We start from the raw sequence: 21,093 nt of genomic DNA, 5'->3' as shown, positions 1-21,093 counted from the left end.
CATCAACCGGCCAGCCGATGATCCCGAGGCCACCGTGGAGGACGACACGATAGCCGCCTGACACCCACTGGACTCAAACCCCTTGACACATTCCGCATGCCGACGCCTGGCCACGCTGAGTGGAATAGATGTCATCGCGGTGGACTATAGACGCGCGCCGGAGCACCCGGCTCCCGCGGCCATAGAAGACGTGCGCGCTGTTCTTGCGTGGCTCAACAACCGCCCTGAGAGCATCCAACCTATAGGCCTCGCCGGAGACTCCGCCGGAGCCCTCATCGCTTACCTCGCGACGTACGGATCGGAGGTCGAGATCGACCAGCTGCTCCTCATCAACCCCAACGTGGATCTCACTCTCTCAAGCCCCAGCGTGGAGGCCAAGGGCACGGGTTGGGGCCTGAACGCACGGGATCTGGAATGGTTCGTGTCGCAGTGGGCACCGACTGCGGCAATGTGCGAGGGGCAAGCACTCAGCCCCCTGCAGAACCCGCCTTCAGCAGCTCCGATGACGACGGTCATCACGAGCGAACACGACCCACTTCGCGACGAAGGGCTAGCGCTGGCCCGGCACCTACGAGGAGCCGAACGACTCACGGCACACCATCACCTCGACGGCATGGTCCATGGCGTCATCAATCTGGACACCATCTCCCCACAGCACGGCGGGTGGGCGACCAGTTCCTGACGGAGTTCGCCGAGGATCTCATCCAGTCCAAAGGTTGAACCGGAACGCGACTACACGTTGAATCCAAATTCGACCACGTCGCCGCAAATAGCAACCTTGCCATGATGCCTCTTACCTCTTGCTCGCAGAGGTGGTGTTGTGCCGCCACTCGCAGGAGTGCCCGCAGGCCGTATACCTTTCATCACCAACTCAGGGGCCAGCCAGCGAACTGCAGCGAGGCGAAACTTGCGCCCCAGCACACGGTCCCTCGAAACCCAAGCACTTAGAACGCTTGAAACGCTGCAGATTGCGCGCGTTGAGTGGCCGTCGCAGTCGCGTTCAAGTGCATACACCAGTCGGGATACACTCGAAAGCCTCGCTTTCCAGGCCCAGACTCAGATGTGACTCCGAGCTTGGCAAGGTCTGGCGCGGTGAAGCGAAAAACACCGCGTTTCCCGTACTGTTCCACGAATACCAGCAGACCCGCGTGTACTGCACCAGTCGAGAAAGGTGCAGTCACCCCGTCCAGGTCGCGCGTCCAAAACGCAAGAAAAGCACCGGGCTTGGTCGGCGTCGTGCGCGCGGTCCTGATATGCCAGCGCTCCTCACCGATTCTGGCAATCCCCGACTCGTAGTCGCTGTTCTGCGCTTCAGGCATCACCGATGCAGTCACTCCAACTGTGGCGGCATACGCCTCAAACGCACTGAATGTCACCCAAGGAATCTACCAGGGCAGATCGACCCGGCCCCAGGATCGCCCTGCACAGAGCACAAGCGCCGGCCCCCGCTGAGGATCCGGCGCTCGTACAAGACGTTGAAGCGACACGCGACTACACGTTGAAGCGGAACTCCACGACGTCGCCGTCCTGCATGAGGTATTCCTTGCCCTCCATGCGCACCTTGCCTGCAGCCTTGGCAGCGCTCATGGAGCCGGCCTCGACAAGGTCGTCGAAGGAGACGATCTCGGCCTTGATGAAGCCGCGCTCGAAGTCGGTGTGGATGACGCCCGCAGCCTGAGGGGCGGTGTCGCCCTTGTGGATCGTCCAGGCGCGCGATTCCTTCGGACCTGCCGTCAGGTAGGTCTGCAACCCGAGGGTGTGGAAACCGGCGCGAGCGAGCGCGTGCAGGCCGGGCTCGGTCTGACCGATCGAGTCGAGCATTTCCTGGCGGTCTTCTTCGTCCAGTTCGAGGAGCTCCTGCTCGACCTTCGCATCGAGGAACACCGCGTCGGCCGGGGCGACGGAGGCGCGCAGCTCGGCGACCTTCGCCTCGTCGGTGAGCACGGCCTCGTCGGCGTTGAAGACGTAGAGGAAGGGCTTGGTGGTGAGCAGGCTCAGCTCACGGAGAAGCGTGAAGTCGAGCTTGTCTTTGACGCTGAACAGGGTCTTGCCCTCGTCGAGGAACGTCTGAGCCTCGAGCGCCTCCTCGTGCAGCGGCTTGAGCTCCTTGTTCTTCTTCGCTTCCTTCTCCAGCCGCGGCAGAGCCTTCTCCAACGTCTGCATATCGGCGATGACGAGCTCGGTCTCGATCACCTCGATGTCCGATGCCGGGTCTACTCGACCGTCGACGTGCACGACGTCGTCGTCGGCGAACACACGGACCACCTGACAGATGGCGTCGGCCTCGCGGATATTGGCGAGGAACTTGTTGCCGAGACCGGCCCCTTCGGAGGCGCCCTTGACGATGCCTGCGATGTCGACGAAGGACACGGTCGCGGGCAGGATCCGCTCGGATCCGAAGATCTCGGCGAGCTTGCTCAGCCGCGGATCGGGCAGCTCGACCAGGCCGACGTTGGGTTCGATGGTAGCGAACGGGTAGTTCGCGGCCAGCACGTCGTTGTTGGTCAGGGCATTGAAGAGGGTCGACTTGCCGACATTGGGAAGTCCGACGATTCCGAGGGTGAGGCTCACAGGTTCAGGAGTCTACGTGGTGACTGCGGTGATATGTCATCCGCACGCCACCCGAACCAACTGGGCGATACGCGCCGCCTGATCCTCGGTCGGCTCCGCGGAGCCGTTGGTGGCGAGCTCGCCGACCTTCGCATTCACCTCGGCGTCGTCGGCGCCGTCCTCGATCAGGGGGCAAGTTTCGGTGACGATCGTCTCGATCGATTGGGTCTCGCGGTCGGCCGACAGGTTCGGATACGCGGCACGGAACGCAGCGACGAATGCGCCGAGTTTGGCGCTGTCGAACCACCCCCCGGCCCGCTCTGCCGCACTGGATGCGGCGCTCTGCACGGACGAAGCTGCCCCCTCCACACGTTCCTGGGCGGATGTGACAGCGACGTCCACAGAGGAGCGCACACCCTCCGAAGTGGCCGAGTCGTCCTCGCCGCACCCACTGAGGACTGCGGCACATGCAGCGACGGTGATGACACACATAACCCTACGAGAAAGGTAATTCTCGATGTGCAAGGACATATATCGAGAATGCCACGCGTTCATGCTGGACACGGGCGTATCCGGCAAAACCGCATCCTCCGGCAAAACCGCATCCTCCGGCAGATCCGGCACGCTGGCCGTAGATTGGCAAATATCGATCGAGGTGATCAACACCTGCGTACGGAAGGACCATCGTTGAGCGAGTCGAAGAACACCTCCGACCACAAGCCGAGCGACAAAGCTGCTGTGAAGCCCGATCGTGGGAACCTGATCGGCGTCGGCGGCATCTGGTTGGCGAAGTGGTCGGGATGTCTCGTTCTCATCGCCGCCGCAGCCGTGGTGCTCGGATGGATCATCCAGCAGATGTGGGTGATCATCCTGCCGATCGCCCTCGCGATCGTCGTGGCGACCATCCTGTGGCCACCGACGCGTGGCATGACCAAACGTGGAGTTCCCCCCGCTGCCGCTGCCGGGCTGACGCTCGTCCTGTTCTTCGCGGTCGTCGGCGGCATCATCGCCGGCATCGTTCCGTCCGTGGTTGCGCAGGTTCCCGACCTCGCGAACAAGGCCACCGAAGGCATCAACACCGTGCAGGACTGGGTGCAGGGCCCCCCGATCAATCTGCAGGACGAACAGCTCGACAACGCGGTGCACGTCGTGATCGAGCGTGTGCAAGGCAGTGCCGCCTCGATTGCGGGTGGCGTGTTCTCCGGCGTGAGCACGGCGGGCTCGCTGTTGGTGACGCTGGGCCTGGTGCTCGTGCTGACATTCTTCTTCATCAAGGACGGGCCGCGGTTCGTGCCGTGGCTGCACTCGGTGAGTGGCCGCCGGGCAGGCCGTCACCTCGAAGAGGTGCTCCTGCGGATGTGGACCACCCTAGGCGGCTTCATTCGCACTCAGGCGTTGGTGAGTTTCATCGACGCGTTGTTCATCGGTATCGGCCTCGTCATCCTGGGTGTGCCGCTCGCTCCGGTGCTCGCGATCCTGACGTTCATCGGCGGGTTCATTCCGATCGTCGGTGCGTTCGTCGCCGGCGCCCTCGCTGTGTTGGTCGCGTTGGTCGCGAACGGGTTCACCACGGCAGTGATCGTGCTGATCCTCATCATCGCGGTGCAGCAGATCGAGGGGAATGTCCTGCAGCCGGTGTTGCAGTCGAAGAGCATGAAACTGCACGCCGTGGTGGTCCTGCTCGCGGTGACGGCCGGGGCATCACTGTTCGGCATCATCGGCGCGTTCCTGGCCGTCCCGGTGGCCGCGGTCACAGCGGTGGTGATCCGCTACGTCGGTGAGCAGATCGACGCACGATCGGTCGAGCGGGCACAGGACGAGGACGACGAGACCTCCGACGACCCGAAGGCCTTGCCGGCGCCCGGAAGCACCTCGGCGCCCGACCCGAACACGTCCGCTACCGACTCATAGGCCCACAGCGGATCTCGGTGGCGTCGTCAGCCGGCGATCTGCACGGTGGAACCGGTTCGGCCGCGCAGCACATGCAGACGGCTCGGGATTCGCTGTCGTAGTTCGTCGACGTGGCTGACCACACCCACCACACGGCCACCGGCCCGCAGTTCGTCGAGAACACCCATCACTGCGTCGAGCGCATCGGCATCGAGGGTGCCGAACCCCTCGTCTATGAACATGGTGTCGATCACCACGCCACCGGCTTCGGCAGCAACGACATCCGCGAGCCCGAGAGCCAGCGCGAGGGACGCCTGGAACGACTCGCCGCCCGAGAGCGTCTTGGTGGAGCGCACCGCACCCGTGTACTCGTCGTGGATGTCGAGGCCCAGTCCGCCTCGCTTGCCGTGGCTGCCCACCGCGTCGCTGTGCACGAATTCGTATCGGCCACCGGACATTCTGCGCAACCGGTCGGATGCCGACTCCGCCACTTCCTCGAGCCGCGCAGCGAGCACGTAGGAACGCAACGACATCTTGCGGTTGTTCGCTCCCCCACCGGCGACGACGTCGGCGAGGGCGGTGAGTTGGGCCTGCTCGTCGCGCAACGGAACCAGTGCCGCATAGGCCTGCTCGAGCCGGCTCGCATAGGTGGTGACATCGGTGTGACGGCGATGCGCCTCGGTCGCGGCAGCGAGCGCGGATTCGAGTGCCGCGGCGCCGGAGTCGACCACCGCGCGCGCAGCGTCGATGTCGACGACCTCGTCGCCGGTGAGTACAGCGATCTCGGGTTCGGCGAGCACAGCGGTGACGATTGCCCGCCGGTTCTCGGCATCGCGGAGTTCACGCTCGATTTCGGCAACCCGTGAATCAGGACGCAGGGCAGCACGCGCCTGCGCCAAGTCGGTGAATCCGCCGTCGATTGCGGCGACCTCCGCTTCACGCGCTCGCTTCTGCGCGACCGAGCGCACCTGCGCGACCCGGAGGCGTGCATCGAGCCATGCGGTGGCGGCTTCCACCAGAGCCGCGAGTCGGTCACGTCTGGCAGTCAACGATTCGCTGCCGTCGATTGCCGCTGCGATACGGCGACCGATCTCATCGGCTTCCGAAGCGAGTACGGCATCGTCGCGGGCAATGCCGGTGAGGGCGGTCTCGGTTTCCCGCTCGCGGGAGTGCAGTGCGAGATCGCGCGCCTGAAGGTCGTCGACCTCGCGTCGGCGTCGATCCAGCTGCGCCGCCGCCGTAGCTGCGGTGTCGTGTGCCCGGACAGCGTCCCGGTGCACTGCGGCCAGATCGTCTTCGAACGTGTCGCCGCTGCGTTGACGCAGGATCGCCACGGTGCTCGCGACATCTCCGACGGCTGCGCGCGCATCGGTGAGTGCCTTCGCTGCCCGCTGCTCGGCGGCATGGGCGCGTTCTTCGTCGTCCTTGGTCGCGGCGTCGGGTTCGGCCTGCGCGGGTGACGGATGTTCCACCGCGCCGCAGACCTCGCAGGGGTCGCCCTCGGCCAGCCTGGCTGCCAGCTCGGCGGCCATGCCGGCGATTCGACGCGCACGAATGTCGAGCAGTGCCTCGTGCGCCAGATTATGGTCCGCATGGCGCTGCACGGACGCCTTCTCCAGTTTCTCGAGTTCTGTACTGCGCAAGCGCAGTTCACCGGCGGCGGCAAGCGCATCCGCGGCTCGGTCGCGGGCCTCACGGAGCCCGGGAAGCGACGCAACAGCCTTCTCCGAGTCCGCGACCGCGGTCGTAGCCTCCGCGACCCGGCCGGGAAGCGCGGCACGTTCGGCGGCAACGCCCTCGAGTTCTGCAGTGGCCGTCCGACGCTTCTCTTCCAACGCCGCACGGCGGGAGCCGATGTCGGCGATTCTTCGCTGCTGCTCGATCAAGGTGTCGAGTCGGGTCACTTCACTGGACCACTGCTCGCAGCGGGGGCGGATCAGTGCGCGGTCGCTGTCGTCGGGCTGCCCCGGCACCTCGCCGAGCAGGGCACGCCCCTCGGCCGACTTCGTCAGAACAGCTGCGGCGGAGTCGAGTTCGGCCTGCGCCGACTCGGTGTCGGCGACAGCGCCGGCCGCTTCACGGTCGAGGACCGCGACCAGTCGTGCGCGATGCGCGGCATCGCGTTCGACGACCATCGCCGCGCGCTCCGGCTCTGCGGCGTCGAGCCCGGCCTGGATTTCGAGTGCTTCGGCGCGGCGTCGAATCCGTTCTTTCAGTGCGACCGCGCTGTCGAGTGCCGCGCGGTTGCTGCGGTCGGTGTCGCGGGCGTCGGCGTGCGCGGCTGCGGTCGAATCCCGGACGTCGGCGGCGTCGGCGAGCAATCTGTGGGCCCATTCGACCGGCTCGGCGTCGGCCCCGGCCTCGATACCTGCGGCCGCAGCGACCTTCGCGGCGAGGACGTCGACGGCCTGTTGTTGTTCGGCTAGTGCTTTCGCGCCGGATCCGCGGCGCTCGCGGAACCACTGCTCGACGTCGCCGAATCTCGTGGTGTCGAACAATCGCTCGAGAAGTTTGCCTCGCTCCTCACTGTCCGCCCGCAGGAACTTCGCGAACTCGCCTTGCGGCAGCAACACCACCTGGAAGAACTGTTCGGCGCTCATCCCGAGCAACCCCTTGACCACGTCGCCGATCTCTTGGCTGCGCGACAGGTTCTCCCCGGTGCCGTCGAGCCATTCCAGGGTCGCTTTCGCGTTCTGCTTGGTAGTACCGACGCCGCGTTTCTTCGGGCGTTCGAATTCGGGGCTGCGCGCGATGCGCAGTCGCCGCCCGGCGATCGTCGCCTCGAGGCAGACCGTCGGGACGGCACCCACGGGTGCATGGTCGGACAGCAGCCTGCGCCCCTCGGCGCGGGCACCGGGCACCGTCCCGTAGAGCGCGAACGCGACTGCGTCGAGGATCGACGTCTTCCCCGCGCCGGTCTGCCCGTGCAGGAGGAACAGGCCGTCGGCGCCGAGGTCGTCGAAGTCGATGGCGACTGTGTCGGCGAACGGCCCGAAAGCGGTGATCTCGATCGAATGCAATCTCATGCCGGTACGTCCGCCCGCTCGTCCCGACCGGGCTCGTCGCCGATCCCGCGCCGTCGATCGCCGTCGCGGAGAGCTTGCTCGAACCATCCCGTTTCGCGTGTGGACGGCTCTGATCGGACGTCGGTGAGAAACGACGAGGCGATCTCGAAGTCGGTGCGGCCACGCACCTTCTCGCGGTAGCTGCCCTCGGATTCCGACGCGGGGCGTTCCCACTGCACGTGTACCGCATGCGGGAACCGTTCCTGCAGCCGCCGCATCGCGTCGACCGGGCGGGCACGGTCGGTGAGGGCCGCCGCCACATAGTGATCTTCGGCGTTCTCGTGGGCCGGATCTGCGAGCAGATCGTCGAGGTTGCCGGTGAGCTGCGTCAGTTCTCGCACCACCGGAAGGTCGACACGGTCGACGGACGCGAGCCCCGTCTCGTCGAGGTCGACGAGCCACATCGCCTTGCGGTGTGAGCGCTCACCGAACGAGTACGGCAGCAACGAACCCGAATACCGGACGTGTTCGGACACCGTCTGCGGTGAATGCAAGTGTCCGAGGGCCACATAATCGGCACCGCCGAAGGTGGTCGCGGACACGGTCTCGACACCGCCGACCGAGATCGACCGTTCCGACTCCGTCGGCTCTCCACCCACGACGAAAGCATGTGCCAGCACCACGGTGTGGCCGTCGCGACCGGCGGCATCGGCCTGCACCCTTGCCATCGCGGCGTCGAGGATCTCCTGGTGCGAGCGCGCACCGGGTACGTCGAGTTCGGCTCGGGTGATCTCCGGTTCGAGATACGGGATGCCGTAGAACGCGACCGGCCCGTGCGCGTCGTTCAGCACCACCGGCCGATCGACCTGCGAAACCCGAGTGATCAGGTGGAGTCCGCCGTGGGCAGCGAACGCGGCGCCCGATCCGAGGCGCACAGGCGAATCGTGATTACCGGACGTCGCGATGATCACTGCGCCAGCGGCGCGGATCGCTTCGAGCCCGGCGTTGCACACTGCGACGGCGTCGGCGCTCGGGATGGAGCGGTCGTAGATGTCGCCCGGCACCACCACGACGTCGACACCGCGCTCCGCCACGACCTCGGCGACCGCGGCGAGCGCCGCCGCCTGGTCGGCGAGTAGATCGACACCGTGGAAGGTGCGACCGATGTGCCAGTCGGAGGTGTGCAGGATCCGCATGTCGTCAGACGGTAGAGGAAGACACCGACACGCTCCGGTTCCGGGTAACTGTCGGCACCGTGCGGCATCATGCGGCTCATGTCAGTTCTCACCGCACTGGGACTCGTCGTCGCGCTCTTCCTCGGCGTGATGCTCGGCTGGCTGCTGCACGCGTCCCGCAGCGGCGACCGGACAGCGCGCGCCGAAGAGAAACTCGCCGCTCTCGAGGCCAACGAGTCGCACTTGCGGCAGTCGTTGAGCGCGGTGAACGAGGATGCCGCACGCAGACAGTCCGGGGCAGTCGGCGAGCAGGTGTCGCGGCTGGTCGGGCCGTTGCACGAGGCAGTCGGGGCGCTGTCCCGGCAGGTCGAGAACGTCGAGCGGAGCAGGATCCACGCGTATGCGGGCCTGACCGAGCAGGTGGAAGGTATGCACCGCGCATCCCAGTTGCTGTCGACGCAGACCCAACAGCTCGTCACGGCGCTGCGGGCACCCCAGGTGCGCGGCAGGTGGGGCGAGATCCAGCTCGAGCGTGTCGTGGAACTCGCCGGAATGGTGCGGCACTGCGATTTCGACACACAGGTCTCGAAGGAGGGCGTGCGCCCTGATCTGCTGGTCTACCTTGCGGGCGGTAAGCAGATCGTGGTGGATGCCAAGGTGCCGTTCGCGGCGTATCTCGACGCGGCACAGGAGGAAGAACCGGCACAACGTGAGCGGCACCTGACCCGGCACGCACGCCAGCTGCGCACCCATGTCGACCAACTTTCCGCGAAGTCGTATTGGGAGTCGTTCGATCCGACGCCGGAGTTCGTGGTGTTGTTCGTGCCGGGCGACCCGTTCCTCGACGCGGCGCTCGGCGCCGATCCGGATCTACTCGAGTACGCGTTCGCACGGAACGTGATCCTCGCCACCCCCACCACTCTCGTGGCACTGTTGCGCACGATCGCCTTCACGTGGCGTCAGGAAGCCCTGTCTCGGGAAGCCGCAACCATCCACAGGCTGGGTAGGGAGCTGTACCAACGGCTCGGCACGGTCGGTGATCATCTCGACCGGCTCGGCGGCCAATTGGGCAAAGCGGTCGATTCGTTCAACCTCACGGTGTCGTCGATGGAGACACGGGTCGGAGTGACGGCCCGAAAGCTCAATGAGCTGGAAATTTTCGACGGTGATGTGCCCGAGGTCCGACGCGTCGACTCGTGGCCACGGCGCAGCACGCTCGCAGAAACCGCCGAGCCCGACGGTCCTGTCGACGAAGCAAGCTGATTCTGTCGGGTTACTGTTTACCTTGTGTCTGCATCCCAACGCGCTCGCTCGGCAGTGCCGCTCGACATGCGGTCGTTGGTCCCGTCGCTTCCCGGTGTCCCCTGGTGGGGTGCTCCGCTCATCGCCGTCGGAGTGACCGTCGTCGGGCTGCTGATCGATGCGGCCGGCGGAGACCAGCTGACCACCACATTCACTGTCTTCTATGTCCTCGGATGTATCGCGGCCGTGGCGGCGGTCCGCCATCGCGGATTGTTCACCGCGATGGCTCAACCACCGTTGCTGATGTTGCTTGCGGTGCCGATCGGGCAGGAGTTCCTCTCGGCCGGAAGCACGAGCGGCCTCAAGGAATTGGCGTTGAACGTCGCATATCCACTGGTCAACCGATTCCCGGCGATGTTGCTGGCCACCGTTGCAGTGCTGGCGATCGGTGGTACACGGATCTTCCTCGCGAAGCAGAACGCGAGTGTCCGGGCGCGCGCCCCACGGTCCCGTAGGGCCGCACCGCCACGTGGTGCCACTTCCCGGTCTGCGCGCCGAGGTGCCGCGAAGCGTCCTGCGCAGGACGAACCGAATCCGGCCGACGCGCCACGCAGGGCTACGGCGCCGCGCACCTCCGCGACGCGCAGGCCTATGCGCGCAGAGCAGAGCGAGCCTCCGATGGCGAAAGCCTCGGTCCGCGACGTCACCACCTCGCGCGGCAGCTCGGCTGCGCCCCGTCGACGCAGCGCAGCTCCGCCCGCGAGCGACCCGGCAGCGCGCGCCGCGCCTGCTCCGCGCCGCGGCGATGTCGATCCGAGGCGGGATGCGCCCCAGCGGCGACGCCCGCGACCCGAGGAAGGTGCTCTCCGCACCCCTCAACCCACCCCTCAGCCCGCACCGACGGCCGGTACGACGAGGCAGGCGCCGTCATATCGGCCACCGGTCGTGCGCTACCGGGATCGCGTCGAGGACTGAGGCAGGACGGGAGTCCGTCAGGGGCGTGGGTTCCGAAGCTCCCGCGGCAGCGCGAACACGAGGGTCTCGTTCGCGGTGGTCACCGACTGCACAGTGTGGAACCCGTGCTCGTCGAGCAGGTCGATCACGCCACGGACCAGGATTTCCGGAACGGAGGCACCCGAGGTGATACCGACCGTCTCGACGCCCTCGAGCCACGCGAGGTCGACCTCACGGGCGTAGTCCACCAGGTACGACGCCTTTGCGCCTGCACCGAGCGCAACCTCGACGAGCCGCACGGAGTTCGACGAGTTCTGCGAGCCGACCACGATCACCAGATCGCATTCCGGTGCCATCGCCTTCACCGCGACCTGACGGTTCTGGGTGGCGTAGCAGATGTCGTCGCTCGGCGGATCCTGCAGCAGCGGGAACTTCTCGCGCAGCCGCTCCACGGTGGCCATCGTCTCGTCGACGCTCAGGGTGGTCTGCGACAGCCAGATCACCTTCGACGGGTCGCGCACCGTCACGGCGTCGACCGAGTCGGGGCCGTCGACGAGCTGAACGTGGTCGGGTGCCTCGCCTGCGGTACCTTCGACCTCCTCGTGACCTTCGTGGCCGATGAGCAGGATGTCGTAGTCGTCGCGGGCGAACCGCTTCGCTTCCTGGTGCACCTTCGTCACCAGCGGGCAGGTTGCATCGATCGTGTGCAGGCTGCGGGACGCCGCGGCCTCGTGCACCGCCGGGGACACGCCGTGCGCGGAGAACACGAGGACCGACCCCTCGGGGACCTCGTCGGTCTCGTCGACGAATACGACGCCCTGCGCAGCAAGGGTCTCCACGACGTGGCGGTTGTGGACGATTTCTTTACGGACGTAGAGCGGAGCGCCGTGCTTCTCGAGACTCTTCTCGACGGTCTCCACTGCACGGTCGACCCCGGCGCAGTAACCTCTCGGCTCGGCGAGAAGGACGCGCTTCCCCGGCAACGATGTGCCGGGTGACCGTGTAATTCCTACTTCGAGCGGGACAGGCGCAGACATACCCCCAGACTACGGGCTGAGCGGTCGCATCGACCCGCTCGGCTACCAAAGACAACGATCGTGAGGCAGGCTGAGACAATGATCCGTCCACCGTTCCTGGCACGAGTGGCCGCCGGCGTGGCCGTCACCGCGTACGAAGAGACCCTCCGACTTCCGAGTACTGCCATTGCGCTCCCGATGACCACGGTGAGCCAGATCCTGCAGACGGCGATGCGAATGCAGCAGGTGATGACCGGCCTGGCGATCAAGGGCGATCAACTGTTCGAAGTGTTCGGATCGGAGATCTCCGAAAATCCCGAGTGGGCAGTGTTCGACGAAGACGAAGAGCCCGCCACCAGCAACGATGCACCGGTGAAGCCGGTCGATGCGCCTGCCCCGGACCCCGCATCGGCGCCCGGTCGTTTCGCGCTGTACTCGACGGCGCCGGGTGAGACGGCAGGCAACCGCGCCGCAGACCGTGCGATGACGGAGTCGCCCGCCCCCACTGCCACGAACTCCGAGTCGCCCGCCCCTGCAGCGAAGGCCCCTGCTGCGACCGGGACGGCGAAGCCGCCCGCCAAGAAGACCCCCGCCAGGAAGGCCCCTGCGAGGAAACCAGCTGCCACGCAGACCTCCGCCACGAAGACCACTGTGACGAAAACCTCACCGGCGAAGAAGCGGGCGGCAAAGAAGCCTGCGGCAAAGGCCCCCACCCCTACACAGCCGTCCGAGATCGCCGAGTACCTCGATTACGACTCCCTGACGCTCGCGCAACTGCGCGCCCGTCTCCGCACGCTGTCGGTCGAGGATCTCACCGCGTTGCTCACCTATGAGAACGCGAACGCCGAGCGAGCTCCGTTCGTCACGATGCTGTCCAACCGGATCTCCAGCGCCGAACGCAAGTGAGCACCGCTCAGGCCGAGGGCCGCACCAACTCGCCGGAGAACCCGTGGCCGGTACGCACCGTGTCACAGAAGATCTCCGGGTGGATCGACAAGCTCGGCACCGTATGGGTGGAAGGTCAGCTCACCCAGATCAACGCCCGGCCCGGCACCCGGACCGCCTTCCTGACCTTGCGCGACCCGTCGGTCGACATGTCTTTGCAGCTCACCTGCGACCCGCAGCTACTCCGCGCGTCCGAAGTACCGCTCAGCGAGGGCACCAGCGTCGTGGTGTTCGGCAGGATCACGTTCTGGCCCGGTCGTGGCAGCCTGGCGTTGAGGATCACCGAGATCCGGCCGGTCGGTGTCGGGGAGCTGCTCGCCCGCCTCGAACGTCTGCGCAAGCTCCTCGCCGCGGAGGGCCTGTTCGATCCGCGACTCAAGCGCCCGCTGCCGTTCCTGCCGCAGCGCATCGGTCTGATCACCGGACGGGCGAGTGCAGCCGAACGCGACGTGGTGTCGGTCGCGGAGCGGCGGTGGCCGGCCGTGCAGTTCGATATTCGCAACACCCCGGTCCAGGGCCCGACCGCGGTGCCCCAGATCCTCGACGCGCTCGCCGCTCTCGACAAGGACCCCGACGTGGATGTCATCATCCTCGCGCGCGGCGGCGGCAGCCCCGAGGATCTCCTGCCGTTCTCCGATGAGGCCCTGTGCCGCGCAATCGTCGCGTGCACCACCCCCGTGGTCAGCGCGATCGGGCACGAACCCGACAGCCCACTGTCCGATTATGTCGCCGACCTGCGGGCCGCAACCCCCACCGACGCTGCGAAACGAGTGGTACCCGACGCGGTCGCCGAGCAGGATCTCGTCGACGACCTCCGTGCCCGGGCCGCTGGCGCTCTGCGGAACTGGGTGCGGCGCGAAGAACACGTGATCGCCCAGCTGCGTGACCGACCGGTGCTGGCCGATCCGATCGACGCACTCGACCGGCGTGCCGACGAGATCGAACGACTCCGGCTGGCCGCGCGCCGCGACATCTCGCGGTCGGTGTCGGCGGAGGCTACGACCGTCGAGCATCTGCGGGCACGCCTGTCCACACTCGGACCTGCGGCAACGCTCGCTCGCGGCTATGCCGTGGTGCAGCGGATCGTGGGGGACGACGATCCCGAGGTGGTGCGATCGGTCGACGATGCCCCGCCGGGCACACAACTGCGGGTGCGGGTGGGTGACGGCGCCGTGCGGGCCGTCGTCATGGGACGAGAGAAGTAGAGGATCACTCTGTGAGCGATACGAATTCCGACATTGCCGAACTCGGCTACGAACGCGCGCGCGACGAGCTGGTGAACGTCGTCAAGATGCTCGAGCAGGGCGGTCTGGACCTGGACGATTCACTCGCGTTGTGGGAGCGCGGTGAAGCGCTGGCCACGCGGTGCGAGGAGCACCTCGCCGGTGCACGTCAGCGGGTCGAGAACGCACTCGCGCACGCGGAGGACACCGACGACGAAGACTAGGCCGTCAGGGCTCCAGCGGCTCGGCGACACCGACCGTGGCGGCGAGCTCGGACAGCTCCTCGTCGGTGCCCGAACCGCCGACCAGGATGCGGACGTCACCGAAGTCCGATACCCACAGCGCTTCGACGCCTTCGCCCCCGTAGACCGTCCAATCCCGGGCGCCGATCTGCTGCGCGCCGGTAACTCGGCGGGATTGGCCGGCCACGAACCGGACCAGTTCGTCTTCGCCTGCGTCGGACTGGGTGAGGCGCACGTAGCGACCCCCGGCGGTGACGAACCCCACGGTGCTCGAATCGCCGCCTTCGCTTCCGGAGATGATGCTGCGGCTCCCCGAATTGGACTGCCAGCCCTCGGGTACCTCGGGGTGCCGGATGGGGAAGCCCAGTTCCTTCGCGTCGTACTTCAGGCCTGCATCGAGATCGAACGTCGGTGCAGGCCCCGCGGTCGGACCGCCTGGGCTGAAGGAGCATTGGCTCGCGACTCCGGCAATGAGCAGCATTGCGACAACCAGCGGAATCAGCGACCAGGCCATATCGCGGGTGTCGTTCAGGATGCGAGGTTTCTTGGGAGCCACGCAACCAGTCTGACAGCCCGCGCCGGTGGGCGGTCCGCCTGCCCTGGGTCCGACACGTCATCGAGGCCCAGGTGATGAGACAATGACCACGCGAAACACCCATCCGATCGTGCGGCCCCGATCCCGGCGGCCACATATGTGCCGACGCCACTCGAGCGTCGACCGACTTTCAGCAGGAGGCAGTAGCCCATGACGGCCAGCACCCCACAGCGCCGCGAAGCTCCCGACCGCAACCTCGCGCTCGAACTGGTGCGCGTCACCGAGGCCGCAGCGATGGCAGCAGGCCGCTGGGTCGGACGCGGCGACAAGGAGGGCGGCGACGGCGCCGCCGTCGACGCCATGCGCCACATGGTGAGCTCGGTGTCGATGCAGGGCGTCGTCGTGATCGGCGAGGGCGAGAAGGACGAAGCGCCCATGCTGTACAACGGCGAGGAAGTCGGCAACGGTGACGGCCCGCTGTGCGATGTCGCGGTGGACCCGATCGACGGCACCACCCTCATGTCGAAGGGCGCGCCCGGCGCGATCGCAGTGCTCGCTGTCGCCGAGCGCGGCGCGATGTTCGATCCGTCGGCCGTGTTCTACATGGAGAAGATCGCGGTGGGCCCCGAAGCCGCCGACGTCATCGACATCACTGCCCCGGTCGCGGAGAACATCCGGCGTGTGGCGAAGGCCAAGAGCATCGCGATCCCCGATCTCACGGTCACGATCCTCGATCGCGAGCGTCACGCAGGAATCATCAGCGAGGTGCGTGCGGCAGGTGCCCGCATCCGGTTGATCTCCGACGGCGACGTCGCCGGCGCCATCGCCGCTGCGCGGCCCGGCTCAGGTGTCGACATGCTGCTCGGGATCGGCGGTACCCCCGAGGGCATCATCGCTGCCGCCGCGATGCGGTGCATGGGTGGCGCTCTGCAGGGTCGGCTGGCTCCGAAGGACGACGCCGAGCGTCAGAAGGCCCTCGACGCCGGTCACGACCTCGACCGCGTGCTCACCACGAACGACCTGGTGACGGGCGAGAACATCTTCTTCTGCGCGACCGGTGTGACCGACGGTGAACTGCTGCGTGGTGTCCGGTACACACCGGGTGGAGCGGAAACGCAGTCGATCGTCATGCGCAGCAAGTCCGGCACGGTCCGCATGGTCGAGGCATACCACCGGCTCAAGAAGCTCGGCGAGTTCTCGTCGATCGATTTCCAGGGTGTCGACGGCGCTGCGCCGCCGCTCCCCTGATCCTGCAGTACCGCTGTGGGGTGCCCCGGAACATGTTCTGCTCCGGGGCACCCCACAGTTCTCTGCGGCGGGCCTACCGTGGACGGTATGACCGACACTTCCGAGCAGTCTTCCCCCCAGTACCGCATCGAGCACGACACCATGGGCGAGGTCCGGGTCCCGGTCGATGCCCTCTGGCGCGCACAGACACAGCGCGCTGTCGAGAATTTCCCGATCTCCGGCCGCGGCCTCGACCGCGCACAGATCCGCGCCCTCGGACTCCTCAAAGGCGCATGCGCGCAGGTCAACAAGGATCTCGGTCTCCTCGATCCTGAGAAGGCGGCCGCGATCATTGCTGCCGCTCGCGAGATCGCCGACGGCAAACACGACGACCAGTTTCCGATCGATGTGTTCCAAACCGGTTCGGGCACAAGCTCGAACATGAACACCAACGAGGTCATCGCGTCGATCGCCTCGCAGGCGGGCGTCACGGTCCATCCGAACGATCACGTCAACATGTCGCAGTCGTCGAACGACACGTTCCCCACCTCGACGCATGTCGCTGCGACCGAAGCGGCGGTGGCCGATCTCGTTCCGGCGCTCCAGCAACTCCACGGTGCGCTGAGCGACAAGGCCTCCGAGTGGCGCACGGTCGTCAAATCGGGTCGCACACACCTGATGGACGCCGTACCCGTCACTCTCGGTCAGGAATTCGGTGGATACGCCCGCCAGATCGAAGCCGGAATCGAGCGGGTGCAAGCCACTTTGCCGCGCCTCGGCGAACTTCCCATCGGCGGGACCGCCGTCGGCACCGGGCTGAACGCACCCGACGACTTCGGGCCGCGGGTCGTCGCCGAACTCGTCAAGGCCACCGGCGTCGATGCGTTGAAGCCGGCGAAGGACCGGTTCGAGGCACAGGCGGCCCGGGACGGCCTCGTCGAGGTGTCAGGTGCGTTACGCACGATCGCAGTGTCGCTGACCAAGATTGCCAACGATGTCCGCTGGATGGGGTCGGGTCCGTTGACCGGTCTCGCCGAGATCCAGCTTCCCGATCTGCAGCCCGGAAGTTCCATCATGCCGGGAAAGGTCAATCCTGTTCTCCCCGAGGCAGTTACGCAAGTAGCCGCGCAGGTCGTCGGAAACGATGCCGCGGTCGCGTGGGGCGGCGCGGCGGGCGCATTCGAACTGAACGTCTACATCCCGATGATGGCGCGGAACGTGCTCGAATCGATCCGGCTGCTCGCCAACGTCTCTCGGCTGTTCGCCGACCGGTGCATCGTAGGGCTCGTCGCGAACGTCGAACATCTGCGCACCCTCGCCGAGTCGTCGCCGTCGATCGTGACGCCCCTGAACTCCGCGATCGGCTACGAAGAGGCTGCCGCGGTGGCGAAAGAGGCGTTGAAGGAGCGTAAGACGATCCGGCAGACGGTCGTCGATCGCGGGCTCATCGGCGAGAATCTCAGCGAGGACGAACTCGACCGTCGCCTCGACGTACTCGCGATGGCGAAGGTCGAACCCGAGCAGTGACGGAGAGTCCGAGCAGTGACGGAGAGTCCGGAGATGGAATGTCCCGGCCCCGCACCCGGGGCCGGGACCCGCGTCAGTTCATCGTCACCTCGGTCTGTCCGTCGATGTAGGTGATGTAGCCGTTCTCGAAATTGCTCTGCATACCCCCGTCTGTGGGTTGCTCATCGCTGACGGGGAAACCGAGTTCGCCGCCTGCGCCGCCTTCTGCCTCCCACGCAACTCGGATCTCGCCCCACACGATGTGGGCGTCGGTGTCGGGACTCCACGCGATGATGCCCCCGTCGAACTCGGCGATATTGCCGTCGCCGACGTCCTCCTGGTTTCCGGTGGCCATGCCGAGCGGGCTCGATTCACCGCCGACCTCGTTGTACTTGGCGAGGATCTGACCGCTCAGTTCGACCGATTCGCCGTCCGGTCCGGGAACTGCACTGGTCTGATCCTCCGCCGGCTCGGTGCCTTCTTCCCCTTCGGTGCCTGTGGTCTCCTCAGCACCTGTCGTCTCTTCAGCGCCGGTGGTCTCGTCAGAGCCCTGCACCTCGGACACGACGCTTTCGGCTGCGGACTCGACGACGCTCGTGGCGCTACCGACAACGTCTTCTGCACTGGTGTCGTCGCCGCATGCCGAGGCGACCAGGCCGACGGCAGCGAGCGCAGCAACTGTGGCTGCCATTCGACGGTTGATTCGATTCATGGACCTTCTCCTGTCTGATCCCCCGCGCCGGTGGCCCCGCGCGGGATAGGACAAGCGGACGACCCGAACGTAACCACCCTCAACCGGTGTTCGTAGCCGTTCGATCTGGATAAGTCCACTTTCTTCGGTAGGCACCGACTCGTCGACCTCTACCCAACTCGATTCGATTTCGAGAAGATCGTTCTCGTCGATACCTCGACATCGACGCCGTACCATGCCCACAGTCGACAAAAGGGGGAAGCACGTGAATGCCATCGCGGCGACGACCACACCCGATACCGCCATCACAGTGGTCCGGGAGTTCCTCGAAGCTTTGGCCGAAAGCCGGCCCCGCGACACGAAGCCCCTCATGGACGACGACATGTCGTGGCACAACACCTCGCTTCCCACCCTGCGTGGCGCCCGCAGGATCAGCTCGGTGCTCGCGGGCCTCGAGAAACCGTGGATCGGTTTCGACGTCGTGGTGCACCACATTGCTGCCGAAAGCGCCGACGTCGTCCTCACCGAACGCACCGACGTGATCCGCGCCGGGCGCATCGAGATAGTCCTCCCGGTGTGCGGCACGTTCGAACTGCGCGACGGACGCATCCTGGCGTGGCGCGACCACTTCGATGTCCTCGGATTCCTGGGCGCTGTTGCGGCCGGTCTCGTTCGGGCGGTCTTCCGGCGGCCGTAGACTCTCTGCGGCCACCGAACAGTTCGGTGGCGATCGAACAGGGAGCAGTGACATGTCCGACGCCGAGCACAGTCCGGGATTCACGGCGGGACTCGAGATCCGGCGCGAAGTCATGGGAGACGACTTCGTCGAGCGCGCATTCGACCGCGCGCGCGGCACCGATGCAGAGGCGATGCAGGAGTTCGTCACCGAGCATGCTTGGGGTGCAGTGTGGTCGCGGCCGGGCCTCGATCGCCGTAGTCGCAGCCTGCTCAATCTCGGCATGCTCATCGCGCTGCGCGCCGAGAACGAGTTGCGCGGCCACGTGCGAGGCGCACTACGGAACGGCCTGACCCGCACCGAAATCGTCGAATCGGTGATCCATTGCAGCGCATACTGCGGCGCCCCCGCAGCACTCGCTGCGATGCGCGTCGTGCAGGAAGTCCTCGAGGCCGAACTCGGCGCCCTCCCCGACTCCGAATAACCCACGGCCACATGGCCGAATGTCACCTTCAGCTATCTCCGCGTACTGAAGGTGACATCGGCCGATGACTCAAGAGCCCGGCGCGAACTCCTCGAGCATCTCGGTCACGAGCGCCGCGATCGGCGACCGCTCACTGCGGGTCAAGGTGATGTGCGCGAACAGCGGGTGGCCCTTGAGCTTCTCGATCACCGCCGCTACCCCGTCGTACCGCCCGACACGAAGGTTGTCTCGTTGCGCGACATCGTGCGTGAGCACCACCCGCGACCCGGCACCGAGCCGCGACAGCACCGTCAGCAGCACATTGCGTTCGAGAGATTGCGCCTCGTCGACGATCACGAACGAGTCGTGCAGCGATCGTCCGCGAATATGGGTGAGCGGCAACACTTCCAGCATCCCGCGGGCCATGACCTCCTCCATCACCTGTGGGCTCGCAAGCCCTTCGAGGGTGTCGAACACGGCCTGCCCCCACGGATTCATCTTCTCGGCTTCGGTCCCCGGGAGATAGCCGAGTTCCTGACCGCCGACGGCGTAGAGGGGCCGGAACACCACAACCTTGCGATGGGAGCGCTTCTCGAGCACCGCCTCCAGGCCGGCCGTGAGGGCCAACGCCGACTTGCCGGTTCCTGCCTTACCTCCCAGCGACACGATGCCGACGGATTCGTCGAGGAGCAGATCCAGCGCGACCCGCTGCTCGGCGGAGCGGCCGTGCAGACCGAATGCCTCGCGGTCTCCGCGCACCAGCTGCACCTGCTTGTCGGCGGTGACGCGACCGAGCGCGCTCGACGATCCCCCCAGCAGCCGGATACCGGTATGACACGGCAGGTCCCGGGCTGCTTCGAGGTCGACGACGCCCCCGGCGAACAACTCGTCGATGAGCGCCTTGTCGACCTCGAGTTCGGTCATGCCGCTCCAGCCCGACGTGACCACATCCTGCGCGTGGTATTCGTCCGCGGTCAGGCCGACGGCACCGGCCTTGACCCGCAGCGGCGTGTCCTTGCTGACGAGGATGACGTCGCGACCCTCCGCTGCGAGATTCATCGCGCACGCGAGGATCCGCGAGTCGTTCGAGTCGGTTCGGAAGCCGGAGGGCAGGACCATCGGATCGGTGTGGTTGAGCTCCACGTGCAGCATCCCACCGGCGTCGCCGACCGGGATCGGGCGGTCGAGCCGACCGTGTCGCTGCCGCAGGTCGTCGAGCAACCGCAGTGACTCCCGCGCGAACCATCCGAGTTCGTGGTGGTGGCGCTTGCCTTCGAGTTCGCCGATCACCACCAGGGGAAGCACGACTTCGTGTTCGGCGAATCTCGTGACCGCCCACGGGTCGGAGAGCAATACGGAAGTGTCCAGCACGTAGGTGCGTACGGCTGGGACGGAGCGTGTTGCGTTCACGTGAGGCTCCTCGACCTGCGCGACACCGCGCAGATTGTTCGGTGGCCGGTCGCTCCCTGGTGGTCCTCACGGACACGAGGGCCGGGTGCCGGCCCCTCGCTCGGACTGTTCTGCCGCACGATCAGGGACCTCCCGTGTAGCCGGCACTGCACCGTCTACAACACCGACGCTAACCCTGACACGCCCGGTTCGCTCGGTAGCGGCGAGGCGTGTCGGTGAAGTTCGGATGAACGCAGCTGTTCCGCCTGCATGACATCACGGCAGCGCCGCCGGCCGTCGCCGACACTCACGGCCCGAGCGAGAGACGACGTGAGCCCGGTCTGCACCGAATTCGGTGCAGACC

20 protein-coding genes are annotated in these 21,093 nt (G+C 66.5%); 11 read left to right on the top strand and 9 right to left on the bottom strand.

From position 1 onward, the window contains the following. Positions 1 to 82: 82 nt before the first annotated feature. Positions 83 to 682 carry an alpha/beta hydrolase fold domain-containing protein gene (locus ACFWB0_RS23710; RefSeq protein WP_378492850.1) on the top strand — a complete coding sequence of 200 codons (600 nt, stop codon included), beginning with the start codon at positions 83 to 85 and terminating at the stop codon, positions 680 to 682. A gap of 262 nt (positions 683 to 944) precedes the next feature. Here ACFWB0_RS23710 and ACFWB0_RS23705 read toward each other — a convergent pair whose 3' ends face one another. The 3 genes from ACFWB0_RS23705 to ACFWB0_RS23695 all read right to left on the bottom strand — a co-directional run bounded on the left by ACFWB0_RS23705 (position 945) and on the right by ACFWB0_RS23695 (position 2,919). After that, positions 945 to 1,376 carry a MepB family protein gene (locus ACFWB0_RS23705; protein ID WP_378492849.1) on the bottom strand — a complete coding sequence of 144 codons (432 nt, stop codon included), beginning with the start codon at positions 1,374 to 1,376 and terminating at the stop codon, positions 945 to 947. 115 nt (positions 1,377 to 1,491) lie between these two features. Beyond that, positions 1,492 to 2,571, bottom strand: a complete 1,080-nt coding sequence (gene ychF / locus ACFWB0_RS23700) for a redox-regulated ATPase YchF (RefSeq protein WP_378492848.1) — start codon at positions 2,569 to 2,571, stop codon at positions 1,492 to 1,494. A gap of 36 nt (positions 2,572 to 2,607) precedes the next feature. Continuing rightward, positions 2,608 to 2,919 carry a hypothetical protein gene (locus ACFWB0_RS23695; RefSeq protein WP_378492847.1) on the bottom strand — a complete coding sequence of 104 codons (312 nt, stop codon included), beginning with the start codon at positions 2,917 to 2,919 and terminating at the stop codon, positions 2,608 to 2,610. Between the two features lie 318 nt (positions 2,920 to 3,237). Between ACFWB0_RS23695 and ACFWB0_RS23690 the strand changes: the two genes are divergently transcribed. After that, positions 3,238 to 4,461 carry an AI-2E family transporter gene (locus ACFWB0_RS23690; protein ID WP_378492846.1) on the top strand — a complete coding sequence of 408 codons (1,224 nt, stop codon included), beginning with the start codon at positions 3,238 to 3,240 and terminating at the stop codon, positions 4,459 to 4,461. A gap of 26 nt (positions 4,462 to 4,487) precedes the next feature. On the opposite strand, the gene ACFWB0_RS23685 is transcribed toward ACFWB0_RS23690, so the two are convergent. Together ACFWB0_RS23685 and ACFWB0_RS23680 are read right to left on the bottom strand one after the other, a co-directional pair. After that, positions 4,488 to 7,466 (bottom strand): AAA family ATPase, encoded by a 2,979-nt coding sequence (locus ACFWB0_RS23685; RefSeq protein WP_378492845.1) that lies wholly within the window; start codon positions 7,464 to 7,466, stop codon positions 4,488 to 4,490. Next, positions 7,463 to 8,641 carry an exonuclease SbcCD subunit D gene (locus tag ACFWB0_RS23680; protein WP_378492844.1) on the bottom strand — a complete coding sequence of 393 codons (1,179 nt, stop codon included), beginning with the start codon at positions 8,639 to 8,641 and terminating at the stop codon, positions 7,463 to 7,465. Before ACFWB0_RS23680 ends, ACFWB0_RS23685 begins: the two co-directional genes overlap by 4 nt. 78 nt (positions 8,642 to 8,719) lie before the next feature. On the opposite strand from ACFWB0_RS23680, the gene ACFWB0_RS23675 reads away from it, so the two are divergent. Continuing rightward, positions 8,720 to 9,883, top strand: a complete 1,164-nt coding sequence (locus ACFWB0_RS23675) for a DNA recombination protein RmuC (protein ID WP_378492843.1) — start codon at positions 8,720 to 8,722, stop codon at positions 9,881 to 9,883. Between the two features lie 24 nt (positions 9,884 to 9,907). Beyond that, positions 9,908 to 10,837, top strand: a complete 930-nt coding sequence (locus ACFWB0_RS23670; protein ID WP_378492842.1) for a DUF6542 domain-containing protein — start codon at positions 9,908 to 9,910, stop codon at positions 10,835 to 10,837. A 17-nt stretch (positions 10,838 to 10,854) separates the two neighbouring features. Here the strand turns inward: ACFWB0_RS23670 and ACFWB0_RS23665 are convergent, their stop codons facing one another. Further along, positions 10,855 to 11,853, bottom strand: a complete 999-nt coding sequence (locus ACFWB0_RS23665; RefSeq protein ID WP_378492841.1) for a 4-hydroxy-3-methylbut-2-enyl diphosphate reductase — start codon at positions 11,851 to 11,853, stop codon at positions 10,855 to 10,857. 78 nt (positions 11,854 to 11,931) lie between these two features. Here ACFWB0_RS23665 and ACFWB0_RS23660 point away from each other — a divergent pair, with 78 nt between their 5' ends. From ACFWB0_RS23660 to ACFWB0_RS23650, 3 genes are read left to right on the top strand one after another with little or no spacing between them, the layout of a single operon-like run. Continuing rightward, positions 11,932 to 12,738 carry a lipid droplet-associated protein gene (locus tag ACFWB0_RS23660; RefSeq protein WP_378492840.1) on the top strand — a complete coding sequence of 269 codons (807 nt, stop codon included), beginning with the start codon at positions 11,932 to 11,934 and terminating at the stop codon, positions 12,736 to 12,738. Then, positions 12,735 to 13,982 (top strand): exodeoxyribonuclease VII large subunit, encoded by a 1,248-nt coding sequence (gene xseA / locus ACFWB0_RS23655; protein ID WP_378492839.1) that lies wholly within the window; start codon positions 12,735 to 12,737, stop codon positions 13,980 to 13,982. Before ACFWB0_RS23660 ends, xseA begins: the two co-directional genes overlap by 4 nt. Positions 13,983 to 13,993: 11 nt before the next feature. Then, positions 13,994 to 14,224 carry an exodeoxyribonuclease VII small subunit gene (locus ACFWB0_RS23650; protein ID WP_378492838.1) on the top strand — a complete coding sequence of 77 codons (231 nt, stop codon included), beginning with the start codon at positions 13,994 to 13,996 and terminating at the stop codon, positions 14,222 to 14,224. 4 nt (positions 14,225 to 14,228) lie between these two features. Here the strand turns inward: ACFWB0_RS23650 and ACFWB0_RS23645 are convergent, their stop codons facing one another. Beyond that, the gene (locus tag ACFWB0_RS23645; protein WP_378492837.1) at positions 14,229 to 14,798 is read right to left on the bottom strand and encodes a DUF4245 domain-containing protein; all 570 of its coding nucleotides are present in this window, start codon (positions 14,796 to 14,798) and stop codon (positions 14,229 to 14,231) included. 189 nt (positions 14,799 to 14,987) lie between these two features. Here ACFWB0_RS23645 and glpX point away from each other — a divergent pair, with 189 nt between their 5' ends. Both glpX and ACFWB0_RS23635 read left to right on the top strand, forming a co-directional pair. Continuing rightward, positions 14,988 to 16,025: a class II fructose-bisphosphatase gene (gene glpX / locus ACFWB0_RS23640; protein ID WP_378492836.1), complete on the top strand. Its 1,038-nt coding sequence runs from the start codon at positions 14,988 to 14,990 to the stop codon at positions 16,023 to 16,025. Between the two features lie 87 nt (positions 16,026 to 16,112). Continuing rightward, positions 16,113 to 17,531, top strand: coding sequence for a class II fumarate hydratase (locus ACFWB0_RS23635; protein WP_378492835.1), 1,419 nt, complete (start codon positions 16,113 to 16,115; stop codon positions 17,529 to 17,531). A gap of 73 nt (positions 17,532 to 17,604) precedes the next feature. On the opposite strand, the gene ACFWB0_RS23630 is transcribed toward ACFWB0_RS23635, so the two are convergent. Next, positions 17,605 to 18,222 carry an LGFP repeat-containing protein gene (locus tag ACFWB0_RS23630; protein ID WP_378492834.1) on the bottom strand — a complete coding sequence of 206 codons (618 nt, stop codon included), beginning with the start codon at positions 18,220 to 18,222 and terminating at the stop codon, positions 17,605 to 17,607. Positions 18,223 to 18,466: 244 nt separating this feature from the next. On the opposite strand from ACFWB0_RS23630, the gene ACFWB0_RS23625 reads away from it, so the two are divergent. Together ACFWB0_RS23625 and ACFWB0_RS23620 are read left to right on the top strand one after the other, a co-directional pair. Then, on the top strand, positions 18,467 to 18,898 hold the full coding sequence (locus ACFWB0_RS23625; protein ID WP_378492833.1) for a limonene-1,2-epoxide hydrolase family protein: 432 nt from the start codon (positions 18,467 to 18,469) through the stop codon (positions 18,896 to 18,898). Between the two features lie 52 nt (positions 18,899 to 18,950). Next, positions 18,951 to 19,361: a carboxymuconolactone decarboxylase family protein gene (locus tag ACFWB0_RS23620; RefSeq protein WP_378492832.1), complete on the top strand. Its 411-nt coding sequence runs from the start codon at positions 18,951 to 18,953 to the stop codon at positions 19,359 to 19,361. Positions 19,362 to 19,430: 69 nt separating this feature from the next. Here the strand turns inward: ACFWB0_RS23620 and ACFWB0_RS23615 are convergent, their stop codons facing one another. Next, complete coding sequence (locus ACFWB0_RS23615) at positions 19,431 to 20,750, bottom strand: PhoH family protein (RefSeq protein WP_378492831.1); 1,320 nt, start codon at positions 20,748 to 20,750, stop codon at positions 19,431 to 19,433. Between the last annotated feature and the right edge of the window lie 343 nt (positions 20,751 to 21,093).

This window comes from Rhodococcus sp. NPDC060086 (genome assembly GCF_042730275.1).
Lineage (GTDB): Bacteria > Actinomycetota > Actinomycetes > Mycobacteriales > Mycobacteriaceae > Rhodococcus.
The sequence above is the reverse complement of the archived record's forward strand: the minus strand, read 5'-3'. Positions and strand labels throughout refer to the sequence as shown.

Coding starts and splice junctions, on each gene's coding strand:
- ACFWB0_RS23685 (WP_378492845.1), bottom strand. CDS start 7,466: ATGAGATTGCATTCGATCGAGATCACCGCTTTCGGGCCGTTCGCCGAC.
- ACFWB0_RS23680 (WP_378492844.1), bottom strand. CDS start 8,641: ATGCGGATCCTGCACACCTCCGACTGGCACATCGGTCGCACCTTCCAC.
- ACFWB0_RS23675 (WP_378492843.1), top strand. CDS start 8,720: ATGTCAGTTCTCACCGCACTGGGACTCGTCGTCGCGCTCTTCCTCGGC.
- ACFWB0_RS23665 (WP_378492841.1), bottom strand. CDS start 11,853: ATGTCTGCGCCTGTCCCGCTCGAAGTAGGAATTACACGGTCACCCGGC.
- ACFWB0_RS23660 (WP_378492840.1), top strand. CDS start 11,932: ATGATCCGTCCACCGTTCCTGGCACGAGTGGCCGCCGGCGTGGCCGTC.
- glpX (WP_378492836.1), top strand. CDS start 14,988: ATGACGGCCAGCACCCCACAGCGCCGCGAAGCTCCCGACCGCAACCTC.
- ACFWB0_RS23635 (WP_378492835.1), top strand. CDS start 16,113: ATGACCGACACTTCCGAGCAGTCTTCCCCCCAGTACCGCATCGAGCAC.
- ACFWB0_RS23630 (WP_378492834.1), bottom strand. CDS start 18,222: ATGAATCGAATCAACCGTCGAATGGCAGCCACAGTTGCTGCGCTCGCT.
- ACFWB0_RS23620 (WP_378492832.1), top strand. CDS start 18,951: ATGTCCGACGCCGAGCACAGTCCGGGATTCACGGCGGGACTCGAGATC.